General features: G+C 69.4%; 25 protein-coding genes. 1 reads left to right on the top strand and 24 read right to left on the bottom strand.

Annotation, left to right across the window (positions count from 1 at the left end):
* The 8 genes from P0L94_16170 to urtA all read right to left on the bottom strand — a co-directional run bounded on the left by P0L94_16170 (position 1) and on the right by urtA (position 7,792).
* Positions 1–585 (bottom strand): helix-turn-helix domain containing protein, encoded by a 585-nt coding sequence (locus tag P0L94_16170; protein ID WES63991.1) that lies wholly within the window; start codon positions 583–585, stop codon positions 1–3.
* Positions 582–1,154, bottom strand: a complete 573-nt coding sequence (locus P0L94_16165; GenBank protein ID WES63990.1) for a helix-turn-helix domain containing protein — start codon at positions 1,152–1,154, stop codon at positions 582–584. The genes P0L94_16170 and P0L94_16165 overlap by 4 nt, the downstream gene beginning before the upstream one ends.
* On the bottom strand, positions 1,151–2,848 hold the full coding sequence (locus P0L94_16160; protein WES63989.1) for a hypothetical protein: 1,698 nt from the start codon (positions 2,846–2,848) through the stop codon (positions 1,151–1,153). The genes P0L94_16165 and P0L94_16160 overlap by 4 nt, the downstream gene beginning before the upstream one ends.
* 81 nt (positions 2,849–2,929) lie before the next feature.
* Positions 2,930–3,610 carry an urea ABC transporter ATP-binding subunit UrtE gene (gene urtE / locus P0L94_16155; protein WES63988.1) on the bottom strand — a complete coding sequence of 227 codons (681 nt, stop codon included), beginning with the start codon at positions 3,608–3,610 and terminating at the stop codon, positions 2,930–2,932.
* Positions 3,610–4,422, bottom strand: a complete 813-nt coding sequence (urtD, locus tag P0L94_16150; GenBank protein WES63987.1) for an urea ABC transporter ATP-binding protein UrtD — start codon at positions 4,420–4,422, stop codon at positions 3,610–3,612. The genes urtE and urtD overlap by 1 nt, the downstream gene beginning before the upstream one ends.
* Complete coding sequence (gene urtC / locus P0L94_16145; GenBank protein WES63986.1) at positions 4,419–5,531, bottom strand: urea ABC transporter permease subunit UrtC; 1,113 nt, start codon at positions 5,529–5,531, stop codon at positions 4,419–4,421. Before urtC ends, urtD begins: the two co-directional genes overlap by 4 nt.
* Positions 5,528–6,412, bottom strand: coding sequence for an urea ABC transporter permease subunit UrtB (gene urtB / locus P0L94_16140; GenBank protein ID WES63985.1), 885 nt, complete (start codon positions 6,410–6,412; stop codon positions 5,528–5,530). The genes urtC and urtB overlap by 4 nt, the downstream gene beginning before the upstream one ends.
* Before the next feature lie 84 nt (positions 6,413–6,496).
* On the bottom strand, positions 6,497–7,792 hold the full coding sequence (gene urtA, locus P0L94_16135) for an urea ABC transporter substrate-binding protein (GenBank protein ID WES63984.1): 1,296 nt from the start codon (positions 7,790–7,792) through the stop codon (positions 6,497–6,499).
* A 562-nt stretch (positions 7,793–8,354) separates the two neighbouring features.
* On the opposite strand from urtA, the gene P0L94_16130 reads away from it, so the two are divergent.
* The gene (locus P0L94_16130; protein WES63983.1) at positions 8,355–9,092 is read left to right on the top strand and encodes a DUF2202 domain-containing protein; all 738 of its coding nucleotides are present in this window, start codon (positions 8,355–8,357) and stop codon (positions 9,090–9,092) included.
* 94 nt (positions 9,093–9,186) lie between these two features.
* On the opposite strand, the gene P0L94_16125 is transcribed toward P0L94_16130, so the two are convergent.
* From P0L94_16125 to paaA, 16 genes are all read right to left on the bottom strand, one after another.
* Positions 9,187–10,311 (bottom strand): HAMP domain-containing sensor histidine kinase, encoded by a 1,125-nt coding sequence (locus P0L94_16125; protein WES63982.1) that lies wholly within the window; start codon positions 10,309–10,311, stop codon positions 9,187–9,189.
* Positions 10,308–11,039 (bottom strand): response regulator transcription factor, encoded by a 732-nt coding sequence (locus tag P0L94_16120; GenBank protein WES63981.1) that lies wholly within the window; start codon positions 11,037–11,039, stop codon positions 10,308–10,310. The genes P0L94_16125 and P0L94_16120 overlap by 4 nt, the downstream gene beginning before the upstream one ends.
* 127 nt (positions 11,040–11,166) lie before the next feature.
* Entirely contained in the window at positions 11,167–12,708 is a 1,542-nt protein-coding gene (locus P0L94_16115) for an SPFH domain-containing protein (GenBank protein WES63980.1), read from the bottom strand.
* 123 nt (positions 12,709–12,831) lie between these two features.
* Positions 12,832–14,220 carry an aldehyde dehydrogenase family protein gene (locus P0L94_16110; GenBank protein ID WES63979.1) on the bottom strand — a complete coding sequence of 463 codons (1,389 nt, stop codon included), beginning with the start codon at positions 14,218–14,220 and terminating at the stop codon, positions 12,832–12,834.
* A gap of 191 nt (positions 14,221–14,411) precedes the next feature.
* Positions 14,412–14,702, bottom strand: coding sequence for a hypothetical protein (locus P0L94_16105; GenBank protein WES63978.1), 291 nt, complete (start codon positions 14,700–14,702; stop codon positions 14,412–14,414).
* Positions 14,699–15,043: a metalloregulator ArsR/SmtB family transcription factor gene (locus tag P0L94_16100; GenBank protein ID WES63977.1), complete on the bottom strand. Its 345-nt coding sequence runs from the start codon at positions 15,041–15,043 to the stop codon at positions 14,699–14,701. The genes P0L94_16105 and P0L94_16100 overlap by 4 nt, the downstream gene beginning before the upstream one ends.
* Before the next feature lie 83 nt (positions 15,044–15,126).
* Positions 15,127–15,744, bottom strand: coding sequence for a hypothetical protein (locus tag P0L94_16095; protein WES63976.1), 618 nt, complete (start codon positions 15,742–15,744; stop codon positions 15,127–15,129).
* 65 nt (positions 15,745–15,809) lie between these two features.
* A complete protein-coding gene (locus tag P0L94_16090; protein ID WES63975.1) occupies positions 15,810–16,787 on the bottom strand; it encodes a zinc-binding dehydrogenase in 978 nt (325 codons plus the stop codon).
* A 58-nt stretch (positions 16,788–16,845) separates the two neighbouring features.
* Positions 16,846–17,115, bottom strand: a complete 270-nt coding sequence (locus P0L94_16085; GenBank protein WES63974.1) for a hypothetical protein — start codon at positions 17,113–17,115, stop codon at positions 16,846–16,848.
* Between the two features lie 34 nt (positions 17,116–17,149).
* Positions 17,150–18,103, bottom strand: coding sequence for an NADPH:quinone reductase (locus tag P0L94_16080; protein ID WES63973.1), 954 nt, complete (start codon positions 18,101–18,103; stop codon positions 17,150–17,152).
* Between the two features lie 113 nt (positions 18,104–18,216).
* The gene (locus P0L94_16075; protein ID WES63972.1) at positions 18,217–18,987 is read right to left on the bottom strand and encodes an enoyl-CoA hydratase-related protein; all 771 of its coding nucleotides are present in this window, start codon (positions 18,985–18,987) and stop codon (positions 18,217–18,219) included.
* A gap of 9 nt (positions 18,988–18,996) precedes the next feature.
* Complete coding sequence (gene paaK, locus P0L94_16070; protein ID WES63971.1) at positions 18,997–20,184, bottom strand: phenylacetate-CoA oxygenase/reductase subunit PaaK; 1,188 nt, start codon at positions 20,182–20,184, stop codon at positions 18,997–18,999.
* A 1-nt stretch (position 20,185) separates the two neighbouring features.
* Positions 20,186–20,671: a phenylacetate-CoA oxygenase subunit PaaJ gene (gene paaJ, locus P0L94_16065; GenBank protein WES63970.1), complete on the bottom strand. Its 486-nt coding sequence runs from the start codon at positions 20,669–20,671 to the stop codon at positions 20,186–20,188.
* Positions 20,668–21,510, bottom strand: a complete 843-nt coding sequence (gene paaC / locus P0L94_16060; protein ID WES63969.1) for a phenylacetate-CoA oxygenase subunit PaaC — start codon at positions 21,508–21,510, stop codon at positions 20,668–20,670. Before paaC ends, paaJ begins: the two co-directional genes overlap by 4 nt.
* A complete protein-coding gene (gene paaB / locus P0L94_16055; GenBank protein ID WES63968.1) occupies positions 21,507–21,812 on the bottom strand; it encodes a 1,2-phenylacetyl-CoA epoxidase subunit B in 306 nt (101 codons plus the stop codon). The genes paaC and paaB overlap by 4 nt, the downstream gene beginning before the upstream one ends.
* Complete coding sequence (gene paaA / locus P0L94_16050) at positions 21,809–22,777, bottom strand: 1,2-phenylacetyl-CoA epoxidase subunit A (GenBank protein ID WES63967.1); 969 nt, start codon at positions 22,775–22,777, stop codon at positions 21,809–21,811. The genes paaB and paaA overlap by 4 nt, the downstream gene beginning before the upstream one ends.
* Positions 22,778–22,793 lie beyond the last annotated feature (16 nt).

Genomic DNA, 22,793 nt, shown 5'->3' with positions numbered 1-22,793 from the left:
CTACGCGCCCCGGTCGCCGAGATCCCGGATCGGATCCAGGATGGCCTCGGCGGCCCAGGTCGCGGCGTCGGCGATGTCACGGCCGCTCATGCCGAACTCGCGCCGCATCGTCACCCATGTCGCCGAAGAGTCCAGGTGCGACAGCGCCGCGACGATCTCGCGCTGCTGCTGCTCGTCGAGCGAGGGGGCCTCCCGCTTCAGCATCTCTTCGAAGTGCGCGCGCTGCGGCGCGGGCTCCGAGCCGTTCACCCCGCGCATCGCCGTCTCGGCGACGACGTGGGCCAGTTCGGGTCGACGGTCATACGCCTCGATCGCCTCGCGGATCGCGATCGGCACGTCGAAGATCGACTCGGATTCCTGGCGGGTGAAGATGGTGCGCTCGATCCAGCTCGATGTCGCGAGCAGCAGGTCGACGCGCGTCGGATAGTGACGGAAGACCGTGCGCTCCCCCACTCCCGCGCGCAGGGCGATGAGCCGGAACGACACGTCGTCGGTGCCCACCTCTTCGATGAGCTCGGCGTATGCGGCGAGGATCGCCGCCTGGGTGCCCGAGAGCTCCGGGGCCGACGCGGCGGCCACCGTCATGCCGCCCAGGTCGCCGTCGGCGTCGCTGCGGGAAGGACGCGCTGCATCGAGCGGTCGAACACGCCGAAGATCTCGTCGGCGCTCATGTCGAACCCGGTCCGCATGCGAGCCCAGAACATGGGCGAGGCGAAGTACCGAGCCGTCGCCGCGGCGCGCATCGCGTCGCGTCGGTTGAGGTTGGGCGCCGCAGCCTCGAGCATTCCGACGATAGCCGTGGTGATCGGGGACGGGACGTCGTCGCCTGTCGGCGACAGCGCGGCTCCGCGTGCGGCGACGAACGCGAACGCCGGCTCGGCGTCGAACGCACGGAACCGCAGCAGGACCGCGTCGCGGAACTCGGCCGGAGTGCGGAAGTCGGAGATCGCGAAGTGCTCGGCATCGATCCAGCGCGCCAGGGCCTCGAGCAGGTGCGAGCGCGTCGGGAACCGGCGATAGATGGTGCGCTCGGACACCTGGGCGACCTCCGCGACATCGAGGTAGGAGACATCCTCGAAGGTGCGCTGACGCAGCAGCCGAGCGGCGCTGGCGAGGATCGCGGAGTTCGTGTCGACGACGGGCTCGTCGGTCACCGCTTCCCTCCCCTCCCGTCTCGATCGCGTGACGCCGGCTCGGGAGGAAGGACGTATTGGTCCGAGTCATCGAGCGCCAGAGCCAGGGATGAGACGTACTGCATCTCGCCGTTCGGACCTGGTTCGGCCGACGCGAGCATATCCGGTCGTTCGAAAGTGTACCCGGTGACGTGGCAGCGCAGCCGTTCGCCGGACGGGTTGCCGTCACGATCGAGGATCGGCGTCGGGATCCCGTCCGTCGCCCGCCGCAGGTAGTACCGGCCGCGGGTCGCCACGGCCATCACCGGGGTGACGACGGCGGCGACGCCGATCGCCACGAGCACCGAGAACGGCTGCATCGCGGGACCGAACGCCCCGGCGAAGCAGGCCAGTGACAGCAGCGACGCCAGCCCGACCGAGACGAGGCCGACCGGGTTCCAGTCGTGGAGCATCCCGCGCCGGAACTCGGGGAAGCGCGGCGAGATCCTCAGCAGGAGCTTGTTGACCACGATGTCGGCCGAAATCGTGACCAGCCACGCCATGACGACGTTCGCGTACAGGCTGAGCACGAACGAGATGATGCTGAAGACGTCCAGCAGCATGAGCGCGAGCGCGATCACCAGGTTGAACAGCACGAAGACCGTGCGGCCCGGGTACCGCTTCTTCACGCGCGTGTAGACGTTCGACCACGCCAGCGATCCGGAGTAGGCGTTCGTCACGTTGATCTTCACCTGCGCGATGACGATGAGGATGAGGGCGAGCACGAGCGCCACCCAGTCCGGCAGCAGCGACTGGTACATGCCGAGCAGCTGCTTGACCGGCTCCACGGCGCGGTCGCCGATCGTCGGATCCACCTTCGTCACCAGGTAGACGGCGAGGAAGAGCCCGATCACCTGCTTCGTTCCGCTGAAGATCACCCACCCGGGGCCGCTGAACACGAACGAGGTCCACCAGGACGTGGAGTTCGCCGCCGTGCGTGGCGGCATGACGCGGATGTAGTCGATCTGCTCTGCCAGCTGCGGGATCAGCGCGAAGCACACGGCTGCGCTCGCGACGACGGCGCTGAAGCTCACGGTCCCGTCCGATGCGCCGGTGAACCCGATGAAGCTGGTCACCGCGTCGGGCTGTGTGAACACGATCCAGATGAGCGGAAGCAGCGCCAGAGCCAGCCACAGCGGCGTCGTCCAGAATTGCAGGCGCTCGAGCGCCCGCATCCCGTAGATCACGATCGGGATCACCACCACGGTGGAGATGACGTAGCCGAACGGCAGGGGTATCCCCACAGCGGCCTCGAGGCCCTGGGCCATGATCGCGCCCTCGAGCGCGAAGAAGATGCACGTGAAGCCGGCGAACACCACGGTCGTGATGATCGAGCCGTAGTACCCGAATCCCGACCCGCGCGCGATGAGGTCGAGGTCCATGTTGTAGCGCGCCGCGTAGTACGCCACCGGGAAGCCGACGACGAAGATGATGACCGACGCGAGCAGGATGCCCAGCACGGCGTTGGACGTGCCGTGCTCGAGTCCGATGCTGGCACCGATCGAGAGGTCGGCCAGGAACGCGATCGACCCGAGGGCCGTGCCGCCCACCGACAGGGCGCTCCAGCGACGGAACGAGCGGGGCACGTAGCGGAAGGCGTAGTCCTCCAGGCTGTCCTCGGCGGCGGCGCGCGCGTCACCGGAGCGGGCCCCGGCGCGCACGCGCAGCGTATCCACTTCGACCTCCCGCGCATCCCAGATGTCAGGATTCTGCCGAGAGCGTGTTTCGACCGCGTTGCCGCGAGGAATCGATCTGATTCAGATCGACATGGCTTCGCGGACGGAGTCGAGGGCCGCGGCCCCGCCGTCGCCGGTCATCGTGATCCGCCCCGACTGCAGCACGTAGTAGGTGCTGGTGGATCGCAGGGCGAACCCCACGTGCTGCTCGACGAGCAGCACCGACAGGTCTCCGCGTCGTGTGAGGTCGATGATGACCCGCTCGATGTCGGCGACGATGTTGGGCTGGATGCCCTCCGTCGGCTCGTCGAGCACCAGGAGTCTCGGCTTGGTCAGCAGGGTGCGGGCGATGGCGAGCTGCTGACGCTGACCGCCCGAGAGGAGACCCGCCCGGCGGCCCAGCAGCTCTTTGAGCACCGGGAAGAGGTCGAACACCTCGTCGATGTCGGACTGACGCTTGGCCACCAGCTGGAGGTTCTCGAGCGTCGTCATCTGCGGAAAGGACTGCTGTCCCTGAGGCACATAGCCCAAACCCCGCTTGACGCGCTTCGATGGCGGCATCTTCGTGACATCCTCACCGTCGATGAGCACCTGACCGCTCATGACGGGGAGGAGCCCCGTGGCCACGCGCAGCAGGGTCGTCTTGCCGGCGCCGTTGTGTCCCATGACCGAAACCGCCTGACCGGACGGAATCCGGATGGAGACGTCGTGCAGCACCTTGGTGCGGCCGTAGCCGGCGGTCACTCCCGTGATCTCGAGCATCAGTGCCCACCCTCCCCTTCGACGGCGGCATCCGCCGCGGATCCCAGATAGACCTCCTGCACGCGCTTGTCGGCCTGGACCTGCTCCACGGTCCCGGCCGTGAGCAGCTTGCCGGTGTGCATGACGGTGACCCACTCCGCGTAATTGCGGACGAAGTCCATGTCGTGCTCGATCACGATGATCGTGCGCTCATCTCCGATGCGTCGCAGCAGCTGACCGGTCTCGTCGCGTTCGTCGGCGTTCATGCCCGCGACAGGCTCGTCGAGGAACATCACCTTCGCGTCCTGCACCAGCAGCATCCCGATCTCGAGCCATTGCTTCTGCCCGTGTGCCAGGGTCCCGGCCGGCTTGTCGCGCAGACCGCTCAGCCCGATCGTCTCGAGCGCCGATTCGACGTACTCCGGTACGCCCCGGCGCGTGAACGGCAGTCGCCACGCCTTGCGGTGCATGCCGCCGGCGATGTCGAGGTTCTGCAGCACCGACAGCTCCTCGAAGACGGTCGCGGTCTGGAAGGTGCGTCCCACCCCCGCCCGGACGATCTTGTTCGCCTTCATGGCCACCAGATCCATACCGTTGTAGGTCGCAGTGCCGGTGGAGGGGACGAGGCCGGTCAGGGCGTCGACGAGCGTCGTCTTTCCGGCCCCGTTCGGGCCGATGAGGAAGTGCACCTGCCCCTTGAGCATCAGCAGGCTGACGTCGTCGACGGCCTTGAACCCGTCGAAGCTCACCGTGAGGTTCGACACGTTCACGCTCGTCGCGTCGTCGGGCGTCAGCGTCTCGGCGACCGACGTCGCCTCGGCATTCCCGCTCATGCGGACACCTTCTCCTTCTCGACCGGCGCGGGCAGGTCGGGTCCGGGCTTGTCGGCTCGGGTCCGCTGCAGGAGCGTCTTCGCCCTCGCGTACAGCGAGGCAAGGCCGTTGGGGAGGAAGAGTGTCACCACGATGAAGAGCAGACCCAGGATGTAGATCCAGCCCTCGGGCCAGCTCGAGGCCAGGCTCGACTGGCCCCAGCCGATCGCCATCGCCCCCAGCACGGGGCCGAACAGCGACGCGCGGCCGCCCAGTGCGACGCCGGCGATCATGAGGATGGACGCGGACGCTCCGATCTCGGCCGGCGTGATGATGCCCACGATCGGCACGAACATCGCACCGCCGATGCTCGCCATCACAGCCGCGATCACGAAGGCGGTCAGCTTGATGTTGGCGGGGTCGTAGCCGAGGAACCGCACGCGCTCCTCGGCGTCGCGCGTGGCCAGCAGCAGCTCGCCGAACCGGCTGCGGTACAGCTGCCACACGACGACCATGCAGACGATCAGCAGCCCCACCGTGATCATGTAGATCATCAGCTTGTTCGCATCGTCGTTCAGGACATAGCCGAAGAAGTAGCGGAAGCCGCTCAGGCCCGTGTCACCGCCGGTCTCGCGGATCGTCGAGCTGACCAGGACGGCCATCGCGACGGCGAGCGCCTGGGTCAGGATCGCGAAATAGGCGCCCTTGACCCGCCTCTTGAAGAGCGCGTAGCCGAGGATGCCCGCGACGATCACGGGCAGCAGCACGATCGCCAGCACCGTGAAGCCCGCGCTGCGGAACGGCTCCCAGAACAGCGGGACCGGCGCCAGCGGGTCGTACAGGATCATGAACGTGGGGGTCGCGTCGGGTCCCGTGGTCTCGAGGGTGAGGTGCATCGCCATGGCGTACGCGCCGAGCCCGAAGAAGACGCCCTGACCCATGACGAGCATTCCGCCCCGGCCCCAGGCGAGCCCGATGCCGACCGCGACGATCGCCCACGCGCTGTACTTGCCGATGTTGTTGATCCAGTGCATCGAGAACACCGCCGGGACGACGGCGAGCAGGATGATCGCGAACACCCCGATGCCGATGAGCGACGCCCACGGCTTGAGCTTGGTCAGCATGGTCATGCCAGCCCCCTTGTGCGCACGGTGAACAGGCCCTGCGGGCGGATCTGCAGGAAGATGACGACGAGGACGAAGGCCAGCACCTGCGCGAGGCTGCCGGTCGTCCAGTCGGCGAACAGCGCCATCGCGACGCCGATCACGAGCGCCGCGATGACGGTGCCCTTGATCTGGCCGATGCCGCCGGCGACGACGACGAGGAACGCCGGGATGATGTACTGCGTCCCCATCTGGGAGTTGGTCCCGCCGATGAGGGATGCCGCCACACCGGCGACGCCCGCCAGGCCCGAGCCGACGAAGAACGTGATGCGGTCGACGCTGCGGGTGCGGACGCCCACGGTCTCGGCGAGGTCGCGGTTCTGGACCGTCGCGCGGATCCGGCGGCCGAAGGACGTGTACTTCAGCCACGCGGCGAGAGCGGCGACGCACACGGCCGCGAGCAGGATCGTGAAGGCCTGGCGGTAGGGCCACGCGTATCCGAAGACGTCGATCTGACCCTGCAGCCATCCGGGGTTCTCGACCGGGACGCCCTGGGCGGGGAAGATCTGGAGCGCTGCCTGCTGCAGGATCAGCGCGACGCCGACCGTGACGAGCAGCGTGTCGAGCGGCCTGCGGTACATCCACTGGATGATGCCGATCTCGAGCAGGAGCCCGAGCAGGCCGGCGACGACGAAGGCGACGGGCAGCGCCACCGGGATCGAGATGTCGCTGGAAGGGATGACCTGCTGGGTCAGGTAGGCGACGAAGGCGCCGGCCATGATGAACTCGCCGTGCGCCATGTTGATCACCCCCATCTGCCCGAAGGTCAGCGTGAGGCCGAGGGCCGAGAGCAGCAGCAGCGCACCCAGAGCGGTGCCGTTGAGCAGGGGCGGTATGAGCGCATCCATGTGCGGGTCACTCCCTTCTGTCGGGGATCTTGGGGTGCGGGGCCGCGCGCCGTTCCCGGCACGCGACCCCGCACCCGCAGGGGATCAGCCCGCGGCGGCCACGAGGGACTCGCGGATGTCCTCGGGGAACCAGTCGTACTCGTAGAGGTACGGGTCGGGCTCGATGAACCCGTCGGACTCCCACACGATGTCGAACTGGTTGTCGGCGTTGATGCGGCCGATGTGGCCCGGCTTCGAGATGTGGTGGTTCTCGCCGTCGAGCGTCACGACGCCCTCGGGCGCGTCGACGGTGATCCCGCCGGCGGCAGCCGCGGCGTTGACCTCGTCGACGTCGAACGACCCTGCGGCCTCGACGAGCTCCTTGTAGAGGTACAGCGAGATGTACGCGGCCTCCATCGGGTCGCTCGTCACGCCGCTGGAGCCCGGGTAGGCCTGCCACGCTTCGATGAACGCCGGGTTGTTGGGGGTGTCGAGCGACTGGAAGTAGTTCCACGACGCGTAGTTGCCAGTGACCTCGTGGCCCATCGCCGGGGCCTCCTCCTCGGCGATCGACACCGAGATGATCGGGGTCGTCTCGGGCGAGAGACCGGAGTCGTAGTACGCCTTGATGAAGCCGACGTTCGACGAGCCGTTGATCGTGTTGAAGATGAAGTCCGGCTCCGCCTCGACGATCTTCGCGACCTGCGTGGTCCAGTCGTCCTTGTCGAGCGGCACGTACTCCTCACCGACGATCTCGATGCCGAGCTCGGCCGCGTACAGCTTGATGATCGCGTTCGCCGTGCGCGGGAAGACGTAGTCGGAGCCCGCGAGGAAGAGGGTCTCGACGCCCTCCGCGGCGAGGAAGTCCATCGCCGGGATGATCTGCTGGTTGGTCGTCGCGCCGGTGTAGTAGATGTTCGGCGACGCCTCGAGGCCCTCGTACTGCACGGGGTAGAAGAACAGGCCGTTGTGCTCCTCGACGACGGGCTTGACCGCCTTGCGGGACGACGAGGTCCAGCCGCCGAAGATCGCCGCGACGCAATCCTGCGTGAGCAGCTTCTCGGTCTTCTCCGCGAAGGTGGGCCAGTCGGTGGCACCGTCCTCCTGGATGTACTCGATCTGCTTGCCGAGGATGCCGCCGTCGGCGTTGATCTCGTCGGCCGCCATGTGCAGCACGTTCGAGACCGTCGTCTCGGAAATCGCCATGCCGCCCGTGAGCGAGTTGAGGAAGCCGAGCTTGATGGTGTCGCCCGATGTGTCGACGCAGCTGGCGGAGGCCGACTCGGTCGCCGGGGTGTCGCCGGCGCGAGCGCCGCAGCCGGAGAGGACCAGGGCGGCGCTCGCGGCGAACGCGCCCGTTGCCAGGATCGCCTTGAGGCGCTTCCTGCTCGTGGTGATCATGCTGTGCTCCGTTTCATGTGATGCGGATGCGATCTCCCGAGCGGATGGACGAATCGCCGACGTGGCGCACGCCTGTCACCGCCCGCGATGCGCATCCGTTCGGATGCGCCGATCGCCGGTCAGGAATTGCTCGTGGTGCTCCCGGGGGATCGTCGGTTGCCCTTGCGGATCCGACCCGGCTCCTCGTCGGTGGCAGTAAAACGCCGACTGCTGCAGGTGTTCCCACGATGGGGGTGCGGCATTACACTGCCATTGCTCGAACGTGTCGCGTATGTAAACAGTCATCTTGCCGCTGTCGCTCGATGGCTTGGAAAAACGGGGAACAGGCGCGATCGATCAGCGTGGGGCACCGCGAATCACGACTGGCAGATGACAGCATCCTGACACCTTGCCAATTCGTATGGCAGGAAACTGACGTCAGTGAACCGGCACCGATGCCTCTGATGCGCATCCTGCCGCCGGCCGCCATCTTCATGAACGCTTCACATTCACCGCGCCAGAGCCTTCACCGCGTGCGGGTTCTCTTGAACGTGCAAGCAGACAACCCACAGAGGTGAGAACCATGAACACCACCACACGGACCGCCACTGCTCTCGGGCTCAGCGCCCTCGCAGCTCTCGGTCTCGCCACAGGAGGCGCCGTCGCAGCCTCCGCCGCCCCGACAGGGACGACGGTGACGGCGACCGTGACCGCCGATGATGAACTCGCGGACATGCTCGTCTTCATGCGTGAAGAAGAGCGCCTGGCGCGTGACATCTACGCCGAGATCGCCGAACTGTACGACGGGGCTCGTCCGTTCAGCATGATCACGAACAGCGAGGACAACCACTACGACGCCGTCGGAGTCCTCCTCGACCGGTACGGCATCGACGACCCGTCCGAGGGTCTCGCCGCCGGCACGTACGCCGACGAGGACCTGCAGGTGCTCTACGACGACCTGATGACCGAAGCCGAGACGTCGCTCGCCGCGGCCTACGGCGTCGGGATCACGATCGAAGAGACCGACATCGCGGATCTCGAAGCCGCCATCGCCGCCGACTACCCGGCCGACGTGGACAACGTGCTCGGGAACCTGCTCGACGGCTCGGAGAACCACCTCGCCGCCTTCACCGCCGCGGCCGACGGAACCCTCGGCGCACAGGCCGGGGGCAACGGCCCCGCCGCGGACCGCGGAGAGCGGGGTGCGGGCATGATGGCCGGACAGGGCAACGGCAACGCCAACGGCAACGGCAACGGACGGGGAGCCGCGAACGGCGACCGCGTCCAGCAGTCCGACGGCACCTGCCTGCTGCCGAGCTGATCCACTCCATCACACACGAGGCCGGTCAGGACCATCGCGGTCCGGCCGGCCTCTTTCGCGCGCCGAGGACGGTGATCTGAGACCGCCTCCGGGCTCAGCGAGCCGGGGTCCCGCCGCCGGCGGCCTCCAGCGGCAGGCGCGCGGCGAAGATCGCGCCCCGGCCCGGTCCCGCCGACTGCGCGGTCAGATCGCCGCCGTGTGCGGTCGCGATCCCCCGAGCGATGGTCAGTCCGATGCCCGATCCCGTACTCCCGCCGCGCCGCCCGGGGACGCGGTAGAACCGCTCGAAGATCCGCTCCAGGTCGTCCGGGTCGAGCCCTTCGCCGGTGTCGGCGACGGTGACGGTGGCCCAGTCCCCCGCCGCTTCGACGCGAACGTCGATCGACCCGCCCGGCGCCGTGGCACGGACGGCGTTTCCGATGAGATTGGTGACCACCTCGGCGATCCGGTCGGCGTCCACCTGCACCGGGACGACGTCGCTCCCGATCTGCACGTCGAGCGCGATGCCGCCATCCTCGACCTGCGAGCGCAGGCGCTCCGCGGCGGCCGAGACCACCGATCGCAGATCCGCGGATGCCGGGTGGAGCACGAGCCGCCCCTCTTCGGCACGTGACAGCGCCGAAAGGTCGTCGGAGAGCCGCCGGAGGCGGCGCACTTCGTCGCTGACCTTGCCCAGCTCCTCGGGGCTCGCCGGGAGGATGCCGTCGATCATGCCCTCGACGTAGCCGTCGATGATCGTCAGGGGCGTGCGCATCTCGTGGGCGACCTCGCCGAGCAGACGCGTGCGGCGGCCCTCGGTCTCTTCGAGCGCGCGCCCGAGCGTGTTCACGTCGTCGGCCAGCGCGGCGAGTTCGGTCTCGCGCGGCGGCGTGACCCGCGCGTCGTAGCGCCCCGCGGCGATGCGACGTGTCGCCGCGGACATCTCCCGCAGCGGGCGGGCCACGCGGGACGCGGCGAAGACGCCCGCGGCGGTGGCGGCGAGGACGCCGACGATGAGGCCGACGGCGAGCGCCTGGGTCACGGCCGCGGTGACCTCGGCGTTCAGCTGCTCCCGATACCCCTGCCCTCCGGTGCCGGGGCCCATCGGCCCGCCGCCGGAGCCCATCTGCCGGTCGAAGATGACCGGGGTGAGGATCCAGACGACGACGAAGGTCGCCAGCCCACCGAGCAGCGCGACGACGAGGTGCGAGAGGACGAGGCGCGTCCGCAGGCGCGTCATGAGCTCTCCTCGGGGCGCAGCAGGAACTTGTACCCCACGCCGCGCACGGTCCCGATCATCCGCGGATCGGCGGCATCGTCGCCGAGCGCGCGCCGCAGGCTCCGGATGTGGACGTCGACGACCCGCTCGTCGCCGTAGAAGTCGTACCCCCACACCTCCTCGAGCAGCTGCGCGCGTGAGAAGACGCGTCCGGGCGAAGCGGCGAGCGCGTGCAGCAGGTCGAACTCGAGGGTGGACAGCTCCGTGTCGCGCCCGTTCACGACGAGCTCGCGGCGCTGGTCGTCGAGCGTGAGCCCGGGGAAGCGCAGGACATGCTCGTCGGCCGCGGCCGCGGCTCGCGCCGGGCCGCCGTCGTCGCGCATGCGCCGCAGCACGGTGCGCACGCGCGCCGCCACCTCGCGCGGACTGAACGGCTTGGTGATGTAGTCGTCGGCGCCGGTCGCGAGGCCGATCAGCGTGTCGGCCTCCTCTGCGCGGGCCGTGACGAGGATGACGTAGACGTCCGAGGTCCGGCGCAGGGTCCGCAGCACCTCGAGTCCGTCCAGATCGGGCAGCCGGATGTCGAGCAGCACGAGATCGGGCGCGGTGCCGTCCGTCGCGAGGATGCGGTCGAGGGCGTCGGCACCCGTCGCGGCTTCGGACACCGCGTTGCCGTCCGCCTCGAGGTACGCCCTCAGCACGGCGCGGATCTCACGCTCGTCGTCGACCACGAGCACCCGGCGAGCCATCCGATGACCTCCTCCGCGTGCGAGCCGATTCCTACGCTACCGGCGGCGCGTCGTCGGCGCCGGAACACGCGGATGCCGCGCCCCACGGGACGCGGCATCCGGATTCGGCAACGGGGTCAGTGATGGATCACTTCTTCTTCCCCGGCGCGTTCTCTGCGATGCCCGCACCGAGACCGCGTCCGACCGCCTGGCCCTGGATGATCGCCGCGAGGTCGATTCCGGTGGCCGCCTCGACGCTGTCGAACACCGAGCGCATGGCCTTCGCGCTGTCGCCGCCGACCACGGTGGAGGCGCCGTCCTCGCCGGCGCCGCCGATGATCGACACGCTGCCGATCGTCGAGTACCCCTTGGCGAACTCGGCCATGACCGACGGCAGCACGTCGAGCACCCGCTGGGCGAGGAACGCCTCCTGATTCGAGGCGATCGCCTCGGTCTCGGCCTCGACCGCTGCGGCGCGGGCCTCTCCCTCGGCGCGGATCGCGTCGGCGTCCGCCTGCGCGCGCAGGCGTCGGGCGGCCGCCTCGGCATCCGCGAGAGCGCGCAGGGCGCCGGCCTCACCGGCGGCCTTCGCCTCGGCCGCGGTCGCCTCTCCGGCGGCGCGGGCCTTGTCGGCCTCGGCCTGCTGCTCGGCGATGCGCGTGCGCGCCTCGGCCTGCTTGACCTGCTCGATGGCCGCGGCCTCGGCCGAGCGCTCGCGCGTGTAGAGGTCGGCCTGCGCCCGGGTCTCGGCCTCGTACCGCTGCGCGTCGGCGACGCGCTTGACGTCGGCGTCCAGCTGGGCCTGCTTGTTCTCGGCCTGCTGCTGCAGGACCGCCTGCTCGGCCTTCGCGCGGGCGAGGTTCTCGGCCTGCTCCGCCTCGGCGCGGGCGCGGCCGACGCCGGCGTTCGCGTTGGCGGTGTTGGTGTCCAGCGCCGTCTGCTCGACGAGGTTCGCCTCCTGGTTGGCGATGACCTTCTGGTTGATGGCGCGGTCGGCGTTCGTCTGCGCGATCTCGGCCGCCTGCCGCTTGGCCTGGATCTCGGGCGCACCCAGCGACTGGATGTAGCCCATCTCGTCGGTGATGCCCTTGATCTGGAAGGAGTCGAGGATGAGGCCCTGCTCGGCGAGTTCTTGCGAGACGTCGGCCGCGATCTGGTCGGAGAACTTCTTGCGCTCGCGCATCAGCTCGACGACCGACAGCGTGGCGACGATGCCGCGAAGGGCGCCTTCGAGCTGCTCGGTCGTGAACTGCTCGATCGCCTTGTCCTGCGAGGCGAAGCGCTCGGCGGCGCGACGGACGAACAGCGGGTCGGAGCCGATCTTGACGATCGCGACGCCGTCGACGTTCAGCGTGACGTTGTCGAGCGACTGGGCCTCGGCGTTCAGCGACACCTGACGCGAGCGCAGCGAGATGATCTCGTGCCGCTGGGTGATGGGGTTGACCAGCGACTTGCCGTTGACGATGACGGTGACCGGCGACTCGGTCATCTCCGAGCGGCTCGAGCCGTCGGCGTCGAGGACGGTGCGCTGCACCTTCTGCTTGCGGCCCGAGATGACCAGCGCCTCGTCGGCCCGCGCGACCTTGATCCAGCTGCGCGCGAACAGCAGGGCGATCAGCCCGATGATGATCGCCGCGATGACGGCGATGCCGACGATGATCAGAATGCCGACGAATCCGGCGACTTCCATGGACGACTCCCTCGCAGTGCACGGCGACCGGCGGAGTGCACGGCGGCCCGAAGACCCACCCTGCCAGGTTTCGCGAGGGCGGTCTCGCGCTTGGGGATGGAAGCTCCGCGAGGGAGTGCGGCCTCAGGCCGTGCGGATCATGCGCTGGTTGAGGAACTCCTCCATGCCCCAGCGGCCGTGCGTCCGCCCGAAACCGGAGGACTTGACCCCGCCGAAGCAGACGGGAGCCGTGACGTCCGGCCCCCGGTTGATGAAGCACATGCCCGACTCGAGGCGCTCCGCCACACGTGCGGCGTGATCGGGGTCGCTCGCGAAGACGTACGCGCCGAGTCCGTAGGGCGTCTGGTTGGCTATCGAAACGGCCTCGTCGTCGTCGCGGGCACGGTACGCGATGCCGATCGGACCGAAGAGCTCCTCGTCGTGCACGTCGGCCTCCGCGGGCACGTCCACGAGCAGCCCCGGAGCGAAGACGTTGCCCGCACGCGTGCCCCCGAGGAGCGTCGCGCCCTGGCCGACGGCACGGTCGAGCTGATCCTGAAGGCGATCGGCGGCGACGCGCGAGGAGAGCGTCCAGGTCGCGTCGTCCGGAGCCGCCGGATCGCGCGGGCCGATGGTGTCGCCCTGCGCGATGTACCGCTCCACGAAGTCCTCGTAGAGGGCATCGGCGATGATGAACCTCTTCGCGCAGATGCAGGCCTGCCCGCCGACGAGAAGCCGCAGACCGACAGCCTCGGCCGCCGTCGCGTCCAGATCGTCGCTGGACAGGACGACGAAGGGATCCGAGCCCCCCAGCTCCAGAGAGACCCGGGTGAGATGCCGGCCGGCGATCTCCGCCACGGCGGCGCCTCCCGCCGCCGACCCGGTGAACGAGACAGCATGGACCCGCGGATCCGCGACGATGCGCTCGGTCTGGTCGTGCGTCGAGTACATCACCGTGAACGCGCTCTCGGGGAGGCCGGCGTCGCGGGCGATCTGCTCCATCGCGGCTGCGCTCTCGGGGCACTGCGGCGGCGGCTTGACCAGGACGGTGTTCCCGGCCATCAGGTTCGGGGCCGCGAAGCGCGCGGTGAGCAGGACGAGCGCGTTCCACGGCACGATCCCGAGGACCACGCCCAGCGGGCGCTTGACGACGACGCCTCGGCCGTCGGGCAGGTCGAGCGGTTCGTCGGCCAGGAACTCAGGCCCGTGGTCGGCGTAGTACCGGTACATCGAGACGTCGACGTCCAGCCCCCAGTCAACGCTCTCGGGAGGCGCGCCCATCTCGAGGATCGACAGGCGGCGCAGCTCCCGCGCGTTCTCCTCGTGCAGGTCTGCGATGCGGTGCAGGACCTCCGCGCGCTCCGCGAGATCTGTCTCGCGCCACTCCCGGAAGGCGGCGTCCGCCCGCTCGATCGCAGCCGTCACCTCGGCATCCGTGAACGCCGACCGCGTCGAGATCTGGGTGTCGGTGCGCGGATCGATCACCGAGAATTCGCGATCGCGGGGCGCACTGGTCATCGTCTTCGCGTGCACGGTCCCTCCTCTGGGCCGGCGGAGCGAGCGTCGGCGCGACGTTCCCCAGCGTCGTGCGCCGCCCCACAGTGCGGTTGCCGCCCACAGTAGCGACGGTATCCGCCCGGCTCAAGGCATCCGCCGGGAAGCCGATGCGGCATTCCCGACCTCGATGCCGCCCGGCATCCGCCGACCGTCCCATCGAGCGCGGGTCACATGGGCACGGCTTCGTACACCCACATATCCATGGGGCATCCGGCGAGGAGCGCCACTGCCTCGTCCCACGACTCGGCCTCGATGAGGGAGTACCCGAGGGCGGGATCGCTCGCGGGGCCGAGCGCGGCGACCTCGCCCGCCCGAGTGACGTCGCGACCGTTTATCAGGGGGTTGCCCGAATCGATGACGTGACCCCGCATCGACTCCCACCACGCCTGGTGGGCCTGCCGACCCTCGGGGGTGCTGTCCATCTCGCCGTGGGCGAGGAGGATGAACTTCTTCTTCATTTCGGCTCCTTCGTCGGGGTGACCTGGTGCAGGAAGTGGTCGGCATAGTTGTCGAGGCCTTCGTCGTCTGTTCCCCAGTCGGGGTGGAACCGGCCGACCCATGCCTGGAGCCGGCGCAGCGGGGCCCGTTGCAGGGCGAGGATGGTCGTGCGTCCGACCTTGCGACGTCGGACCATCTCGGAATCCTCGAGGACGGCGATGTGCTTGTGGATCGCCGGCAGCGAGAGCCCCCGCAGCTCCGCGAGCTCACTGATCGAGTGGGGGCGGAGCGCAAGGGCGAGGACGATCTGGCGTCGATGCTCATTGGCCAGCGCCGCGAACACCGAGCTCAGCTCATCCATGGCGAACCTCTAACACTTAACCTGCAGGTTAACCATAGTCAGCTGTGGCGCGCCGTCAAGGGGGTGGAACCGCTGGGCGGGGATCAACCGGGGCAGGCCGCATAGGCCGCCCGGGTGATGTCGACGTGGAGCTGCGCGTGGCCCGCGTACTCGCGGGCGTCGTCGAGAGAGTCCGTTCCGAGTGTCAGCGTCGCCCACCCGACGACGCGCTGCGGATGACTCGGCAGCCGGGGCATCGTGTTGTTGCCGGGCGCCCACTCGGCGAGGGTTGCGGAGAACTCGTCCCAGCGCGCCTCCGGGTCGTCCCATCCGCCGCCGAGGACGTCGCGCTCGACGCAGGGATTCACCGGCGGCTGGGCGAGGCCCGGTTCACCGCCGAGACCGGGCAGCAGCCCGATGTCGCTCGCGCCCTCGATCGCACCATCGCCATCCTCGTCACCGTAGAAGGGCCCGTCCGGCCCGACGATCAGGTTGCGCGCCGCCTCGGCATGCCGCTGCGCCTCGGTCAGGTCCTGCGCGATCCGCCACCCGGCGACCGCTTCGTCCATCGCCTCGAGGCGTGACGCGACGTCGACCGGAATCGGGGTCGACCCGGCATCCGCCCCGCCGCCGGACGCGCAGCCCGCCGCCGTGGACAACACGGCACCGGCGAGCGCCGTCGCGAGCATCGCGCGGTGGCGCATTCGGGGTCTCGCCGTCATGCGGACAGCCTACGGTCCCTCGAGGATGCCGCCGGGGCCGGCGGATCTCCCCCGATCGCCGAGGGCTAGGGGCGGAGCAGGATCTTTCCCGCGCGCCCCGGGCGGAAGCCGGCACGCGCGGCATCCGCGATTCCGGCGAGCGGGTACGTCGCCTCGACGGGCAGGGTGATGGTCCCGTCCTTCACGCGGGCCAGGAGTTCGCCCATGAGGCGGGCGCGGTCCTCCGGCGGCATCGCTGCGCTCACCTTGCTGGCCCAGAAGCCGCGCACGATGGCCTGCTTGAAGATGACGTCGCCCGACGAGATCTCCATCGTCGGTGACGCCATCGCGCCGAACGCCACGAGCGTTCCGTTCTCGGCGAGCTGCGACAGGACGTCTCCGCTGGCCCGACCGCCCACCGAGTCGACGCCCGTCACGATGGGAGCTCCGCCGGTGATCTCGGCGACGCGTGCCTGCCAGTCATCCGAGTCGGTGGCGACGATGCGGCTGATGCCCTGAGCCTCGAGCTCATCGACGGCTTCCGCGCGGCGCACGAGACCGACGACGTTGATGCCGCGCGGGACCGCGAGCTGAGCCACAAGACGCCCGACCGCGCCGTTCGCGGCATTCTGGATGAGCCAGTCGCCTTCGCCGAGGTCGAGCGAGTCGAGAAGGCTGATCGCCGAGAACGGCATCGACACGAGTTGCGCGGCGACCTCGTCGGGGAGGTCGTCGGGGACCGGGATGAGCGCTGCCGCCTTCGCGATGAACTGCTCGGCCCAGACGCCGAACGTGCCGCCCGTCGCGACGCGCTGCCCGAGCGCAAGGTGCTCGACCCCGGCGCCGAGAGCATCGACGACGCCGACCGCCTCGGTGCCGGCACGCGCGGGCAGGGCGGGCTTGAACCCGTAGGTGCCGCGCACCGTCCAGAGGTCGTGGTTGTGGATGGCGGAGAGCGTCAGCCGAACCCGCACCTCGCCCGCGCTCGGCTCCGGAGTGGGAACGTCCTCGACGGCGAGGACGTCGGCGGGATCGCCGAACGCGTGATGAATCAGAGCCTTCATGGCGTGCCTTCCTTCTGCGAGGACCCGAGGCTGGACGCGCGAAGCGCCCTGGGCACGGTCACCAGACGATGCCGCCGCCGATCGAGATGCCGCCCCACGTGAGCAGGATGAAGATGCCGGCGAACACGACCGGCGCGATGCCCTTGCCACTGCGCGCGAGGCCCTTCAGCAGGGCGATGACGGCGAACACCGCGGCGACGATCGACAGGCCGCCACCGAGGATCAGCCCGATGAACAGCGGGATGGGCATGAGGATGAGACCGGCGAGCCCGAGCCAGAAGGCGATCCAGGCTGACGAGTTCGATTGAGGTGCCGAGGCGTTTGACATGGCATCGATCCTCTCAGACGTCGTTCGCTTCGGCTCAAAGGTCGCCGACGCGGATGAGCACCTTCCCGACCGCACCGCTCTGCACCGCGTCGTGCGCGGCAGCGGTCTCGGCGAGCGGGTACCAGTGCAGCGGCAGCCCGGCGTCCTCTCCCACGGGGAGTGCGCCGTCGGCGACGGCCGCGGCGACGTCTGCTGCGGCGGCCTCCAGCGCGGCGTCGCCGATCGTGTAGAGGAGCAGTCCCTGCACACGCACGTTCTTCGCGAAGCTCGACCGGATCGGCATCGCGAAGCTCTGTCCGCCGTCGTCGGCGTAATACGCGACGGACGCGTGGTTGGCGGCGATCTCCGCATCCAGCTCAGCGTTGACCGCCAGGGAGACCTCGACGATCTGGTCGACGCCATCCGGAGCGATCTCGCGCACCCGGGCGGCGACATCCTCGCGCTTGTAGTCGATGACGTGGTCGGCTCCCGCAGCCCGCGCCAGCTCAGCCTTCTCGTCCGAGCTGACGGTCGTGAGGACGGTCGCACCCGCCCAGCGCGCGAGCTGAATCGCGGCGTGGCCCACCGCACCGGCGCCGCCGGCCACCAGCACCACGCGGCCTTCCAGCGCTCCGGGCGCGAGCCGGCTCGGGCCGAACTCGTGGACGGTGAGGGCGCGATGAGCCGTCATCGTCGGGACGCCGAGGCTCGCGCCCAGCGAGAAGTCGGCGTCATCGGCGAGCGGAACGACCCGGGATGCGGGCAGGACCGTGGCCTCCTGCGCGGTCCCTGTGGGCCTGCGGTGGGCGGCCATGTAGACCCACACGCGGTCACCGGGACGGAGCGTCGAGACCCCGTCACCGACGGCGTCGACGACTCCCGCACCGTCCTGGTTCGGCACGATCTCGCCACGCACGGTCGGATTGCCGGCGCGGGCCTTCCAGTCGGTCGGGTTCACTCCCGACACCGCGATCCGAACGCGCACCTCACCGGGGCCGGGTTCCGGCAAGGGCCTGTCCACCGCAGACAGGACAGAGGAGTCACCGGGCTGGGAGTACACGACCGCCTTCACGTTCGGCGCAACCGAGCTGAGATGCGCACTATTCCTCCCTGGGCACGCGCTCACATGCCGCGAAACGCGGGCGTGCGCTTCGCCTGGAAAGCCGCGAAGCCCTCGCGATAGTCCTCCGTCGCACACAGCGCCGCCTGCGCGGTGCTCTCGTTCGCGAGCGACTCCCACAGCCCGAGACGCTCGTCGCGCAGCTGAGAGATCAGTCGCTTGCTCGCCCGGAACGCCTCGGTCGCCCCCAGCGCGGCCTGCCGCGCTGCCTGAGCGGTGTGCTTCGCCACCTCGCCGGCCGGCAGGACCTGCGAGAAGAGACCCGACTCCACAGCCTCGGTGCCGCTCATGAGCCGGCCCGTGTAGATCAGGTCCAGGGTCTTGTGCGCGCCGAGACGCTCGAAGAAGAGGGCGTGACCTCCGGAGTCCAGCGTCGCGCCGAGCGCCGCGAAGGGCGAGCCGATCTTTGCGCTGTCCGCAACGTAGACGACGTCGGTCGCGATCAGCAGTCCGAGCCCGACGCCGAGGCAGGCCCCGTGGGCGACGGCGAAGGTCGGCGCGGGGAAAGCCGACATGCGGCGGAGCACGGGCGTCACGGTGTCGCCGAGATAGCCGATGACGTCGTCGGCGGCGGGATCCACGCCCGAGATGTCGCGGCCGGCGCAGAACGCGCGCCCCTCCCCCTGCAGCAGCAGGGAGCGGACGCCGGCGCTCTCGGCATCCGCGTACGCCTCCCCGAGGTCGCGCACGGCCTGCTCGTCGAGGGCGTTGAGCTTGTCGGGGTTGCGGAGGGTGACGAAGGCGACGCCCTCATCGATGCGCAGGTCGATCACGGTGCTCTCCTAGGCGTCGTAGTCGACGGTGATGTGCTCCGTCGTGGGGTGGGACTGGCAGGTGAGGACGTACCCGCGTTCGAGCTCGTCCGGCTCCAGCGCGTAGTTCTCCGTCATGTTCACAGCACCCTCGACCACGCGCGCGCGGCACGTGCCGCAGACGCCGCCGGCACAGGCGAAGGGAACGTCGGGACGGACGCGCAGCGCGGCGTTGAGGATGCTCTCGTGAGCACTGACGGGACTCTGAACCGTCGCTGACTGACCGTCGAGGGTGAAGTCGACCGAGTAGACGGGGTCGTCCGTGCGCACGACGACGGGTCGCCCGTCGTTTCCCGCGGGACGTGCTTCGTCGCCGGTCGTGAACAGCTCGTACCGGACGTGCTCGCGTGAGACGCCGATGCTCTCCAGGGTGTCGCGACACAGCTGCACGAGGTCGAACGGCCCACACAGGAACCACTCGTCGACGGTCTCCGGCAGCACGAGCGCGTCGAGGATCGTGCGCAGCTTCTCTTCGTCGATGCGCCCGGACAGAACGGGGGCGGAACGCTGCTCGCGGGAGAGCACGTGGTGCAGCGCCAGCCGGGTCGGATACCGGTCCTTGAGGTCGGCGAGATCGTCGAGGAACATGACGTCGGTCGTCGACCGGTTCGTGTACACCAGGGTGACCCGCGATGTCTGCGATCGTGCGAGCACCGTCGACGCGAGGGCCATCAGGGGTGTGATGCCGGAACCGGCTGCGATGCCGCCCACGTGTGCGCCGTCGAGGTCGGAGAGGGTCGATGTGAACGTCCCCTGCGGGCTCATGACGTCGATGCGGTCGCCGGGGCGCAGCTCGGTCTGCGCCCAGGTGGAGAACAGGCCGCCCAGATCGCGCTTGATCGCGACGCTGATCGATCCGCCCTGCGGCGAGCGGCAGAGGGAGTAGGAACGTCGCAGTTCGTGACCCTCGATCGTCGCCCGCAGCGCGACGTACTGACCGGGCAGGTAGTCGTACTCGCTGTGCAGCTCCTCGGGGACCGCGAAGCTCACCTCGACGGAGTCTTCGGTGAGCGCCCGGACGGCCGAAACCGCAAGCGAGTGGAAGCGCGCGCGCTTGCGTTCGGTGGCCGAGGGCCCTCCGACGGCGCTGTGGAGGAACGCCTCGGCGACCTGCTCGGCCTCGGGCGCTTGGGTCCGGGGGACGTTGATCGCCGCCACGTCAGTGCACCTTGAAGTAGTCGAAAGGCTCGAGACAGGCGCTGCACTCGTAGAGGGCCTTGCAGGAGGTGGAGCCGAACCGCGAGACCTCGCGGGTGGCGAGGGAACCGCACCGGGGGCAGGGCACGCTCAGCGCGATTCGGATCGGCCCGGCGGGCCGCGTGCCGGTCGGCGGTGCGATGCCGTACTCGGCGAGCTTTCGCCTTCCCTCCTCCGACATCCACTCCGTCGTCCACGCCGGCGTGAGAGTGGTGCGAATGTCGACGTCGTCGTAGCCCGCGGCCGCCAGTGCGAGTGTCAGGTCGTCCCGGATCGTCTCCATCGCAGGACACCCGGAGTATGTCGGCGTGATGGTGACGGTGACGCGGCCGCCGTCGCAGTCGACGTCGCGGAGCACACCGAGGTCCTCGATCGTCAGCACGGGAACCTCGGGATCGCGCACACCGGCCGCGCTCTGCCAGAGATGCTCCTGTTCGGTCGTGGTCACCATGTCGCTCCCGGATGCCGGCGGGCCAGCACCTGCATCTCCGCAAGCAGATGGCCCAGAGTCGAGAAGTGGCGCCCCTGGCGGCCCCCGGCGGCGGATGGTTCGACCTCGGGAACCGCGAGATCCGCCTCGGCGAACACCGCGTCGATCACCGCACCGAAGCCGTCCCGCAGCGAGGACGGCGCAACGGCGACGCCGGGGAGCGCGTCCACGGGGCGGGAGTCCCGGAAGAGCTCGTCGACGTAGGGCCAGGTGTCGTGGAGCCCCCGGACCATGCGCCGACGCGACTCGTCGGTTCCTCCCGCGAGGCGCAGAGTCCACTGCACGGCATGGTCTCGGTGGTAGTCGATCTCCTTGACGGCCTTCGCGGCGATCGCCGCGAGCGATGCATCGGAGGACGACGACAGCGCGCGGTAGAGCTCGTACATGTACACCGACGCCACGAGTTGGCGGGCGATCGTGCGGGCGAAGTCCCCATTGGGCTGCTCGAACAGCCAGGCGCTGCGGAACTCGGGCTCGTCGCGGAAGTAGGCCAGATCGTCCTCCGTGCGATCGTCGAACGTTCCGGCGTATCTGAGCAGCGAGCGCGCGTGGCCCAGCAGGTCGAGGGCGATGTTCGCGAGCGCGACATCCTCTTCGAGCTCGGGCGCGTGCGCGATCCACGCGCCGAGCTGCTGCGAGAGGATGAGTGCGTCGTCACCGAGCCACAGCGCGTATTGCGCGATCTCCGCGCTGGACGCGCGTCCTTCGCTTCCCGCGAGTTCGGCGGACAGCTCGACGCGGTCGACCGTGACCTCTCCGTGGGGATCGATCTCGTCAGGGGTGGTGGTTTCGATCACAGGTGCGGCACCCCCTCGGACGCCGTGTAGTACACGGCGTGGCGGTAGTTCTTGCCCGCGGGCGACTCGAAGAACGCGCCCTTCGCGTCGGGGTCGCTCGTCGTGATGGCATCGGCCGGCACGACCCACACCGAGGTGCCCTCGCCGCGCCGGGTGTAGAGGTCGCGCGCATTGCGAAGGGCCATCTCGGGATCCGGCGCGTGCAGCGATCCCGCGTGCACGTGCGACAGTCCGCGCCCGGCGCGGACGAACACCTCGAACAGGGGCCAGGTCTCGCGGTCTGAGCCGCCCGGGGTCGTCATTCCGCCACCGCCTTCTCGGTCTGCTTGCGGGCGTATTCGGCTGCCGCCTCGCGCACCCATGCGCCGTCCTCGTGCGCGTCGCGGCGGTTCTGCAGGCGCACGGCGTTCATCGGACCGCGCCCCGCGATCACCTCGTGGAACTCGTTCCAGTCGATCGGGCCGGTGTGCCAGCGCTGCTCCTGCTCGTCCCACCGCAGCTCCGGGTCGGGCAGCGTCACCCCGAGGATCTCGGCCTGCGGGACGAGCATCCCGATGAACCGCTGGCGCAGCACGTCGTTCGAGAAGCGCTTGATCTTCCAGGCCGTGGACTGCGCCGAGTTCGGCGATTCGTCGTCGGGCGGGCCGAACATCATGAGGCTCGGCCAGTACCAGCGGTCCACCGACTCCTGCGCCATCTGCCGCTGCGCGGGCGTCCCCTGCATGAGGGTGAGGAGGATCTCGAAGCCCTGGCGCTGATGGAACGACTCCTCCTTGCAGATGCGCACCATGGCCCGGCCGTAGGGGCCGTACGAGGCCCGGCACAGCGGAACCTGATTGCAGATCGCCGCACCGTCGACGAGCCAGCCGATCGCGCCCATGTCCGCCCACGTGGGCGTCGGGTAGTTGAAGATCGACGAGTACTTCGCCCGGCCTTCGATGAGCTGCTCGGTCATCTCATCGCGGGTGATCCCCAGGGTCTGGGCCGCCGAGTAGAGGTAGAGCCCGTGGCCCGCCTCGTCCTGCACCTTGGCCATCAGGATCGCCTTGCGCTTGAGGCTCGGCGCCCGCGTGATCCAGTTGCCCTCGGGTTGCATTCCGATGATCTCGGAGTGCGCGTGCTGGGAGATCTGGCGGATGAGCGTCTTGCGGTACGCCGCCGGCATCCAGTCCCGCGGTTCGATGCGCGAATCGGCTTCGATGATGGCGTCGAACGCCGCCTGTCCTTCCTCGTCCGTGATCGCGCGCGTCGCGGTCGTTGCGGTCATCGTCGACTCCTTTTAC

The sequence above is a fragment of the Microbacter sp. GSS18 genome (assembly GCA_029319145.1).
Lineage (GTDB): Bacteria > Actinomycetota > Actinomycetes > Actinomycetales > Microbacteriaceae > Microbacterium.
Note: the sequence above shows the minus strand (reverse complement) of the source record. Positions and strands in the feature narration are given on the sequence as shown.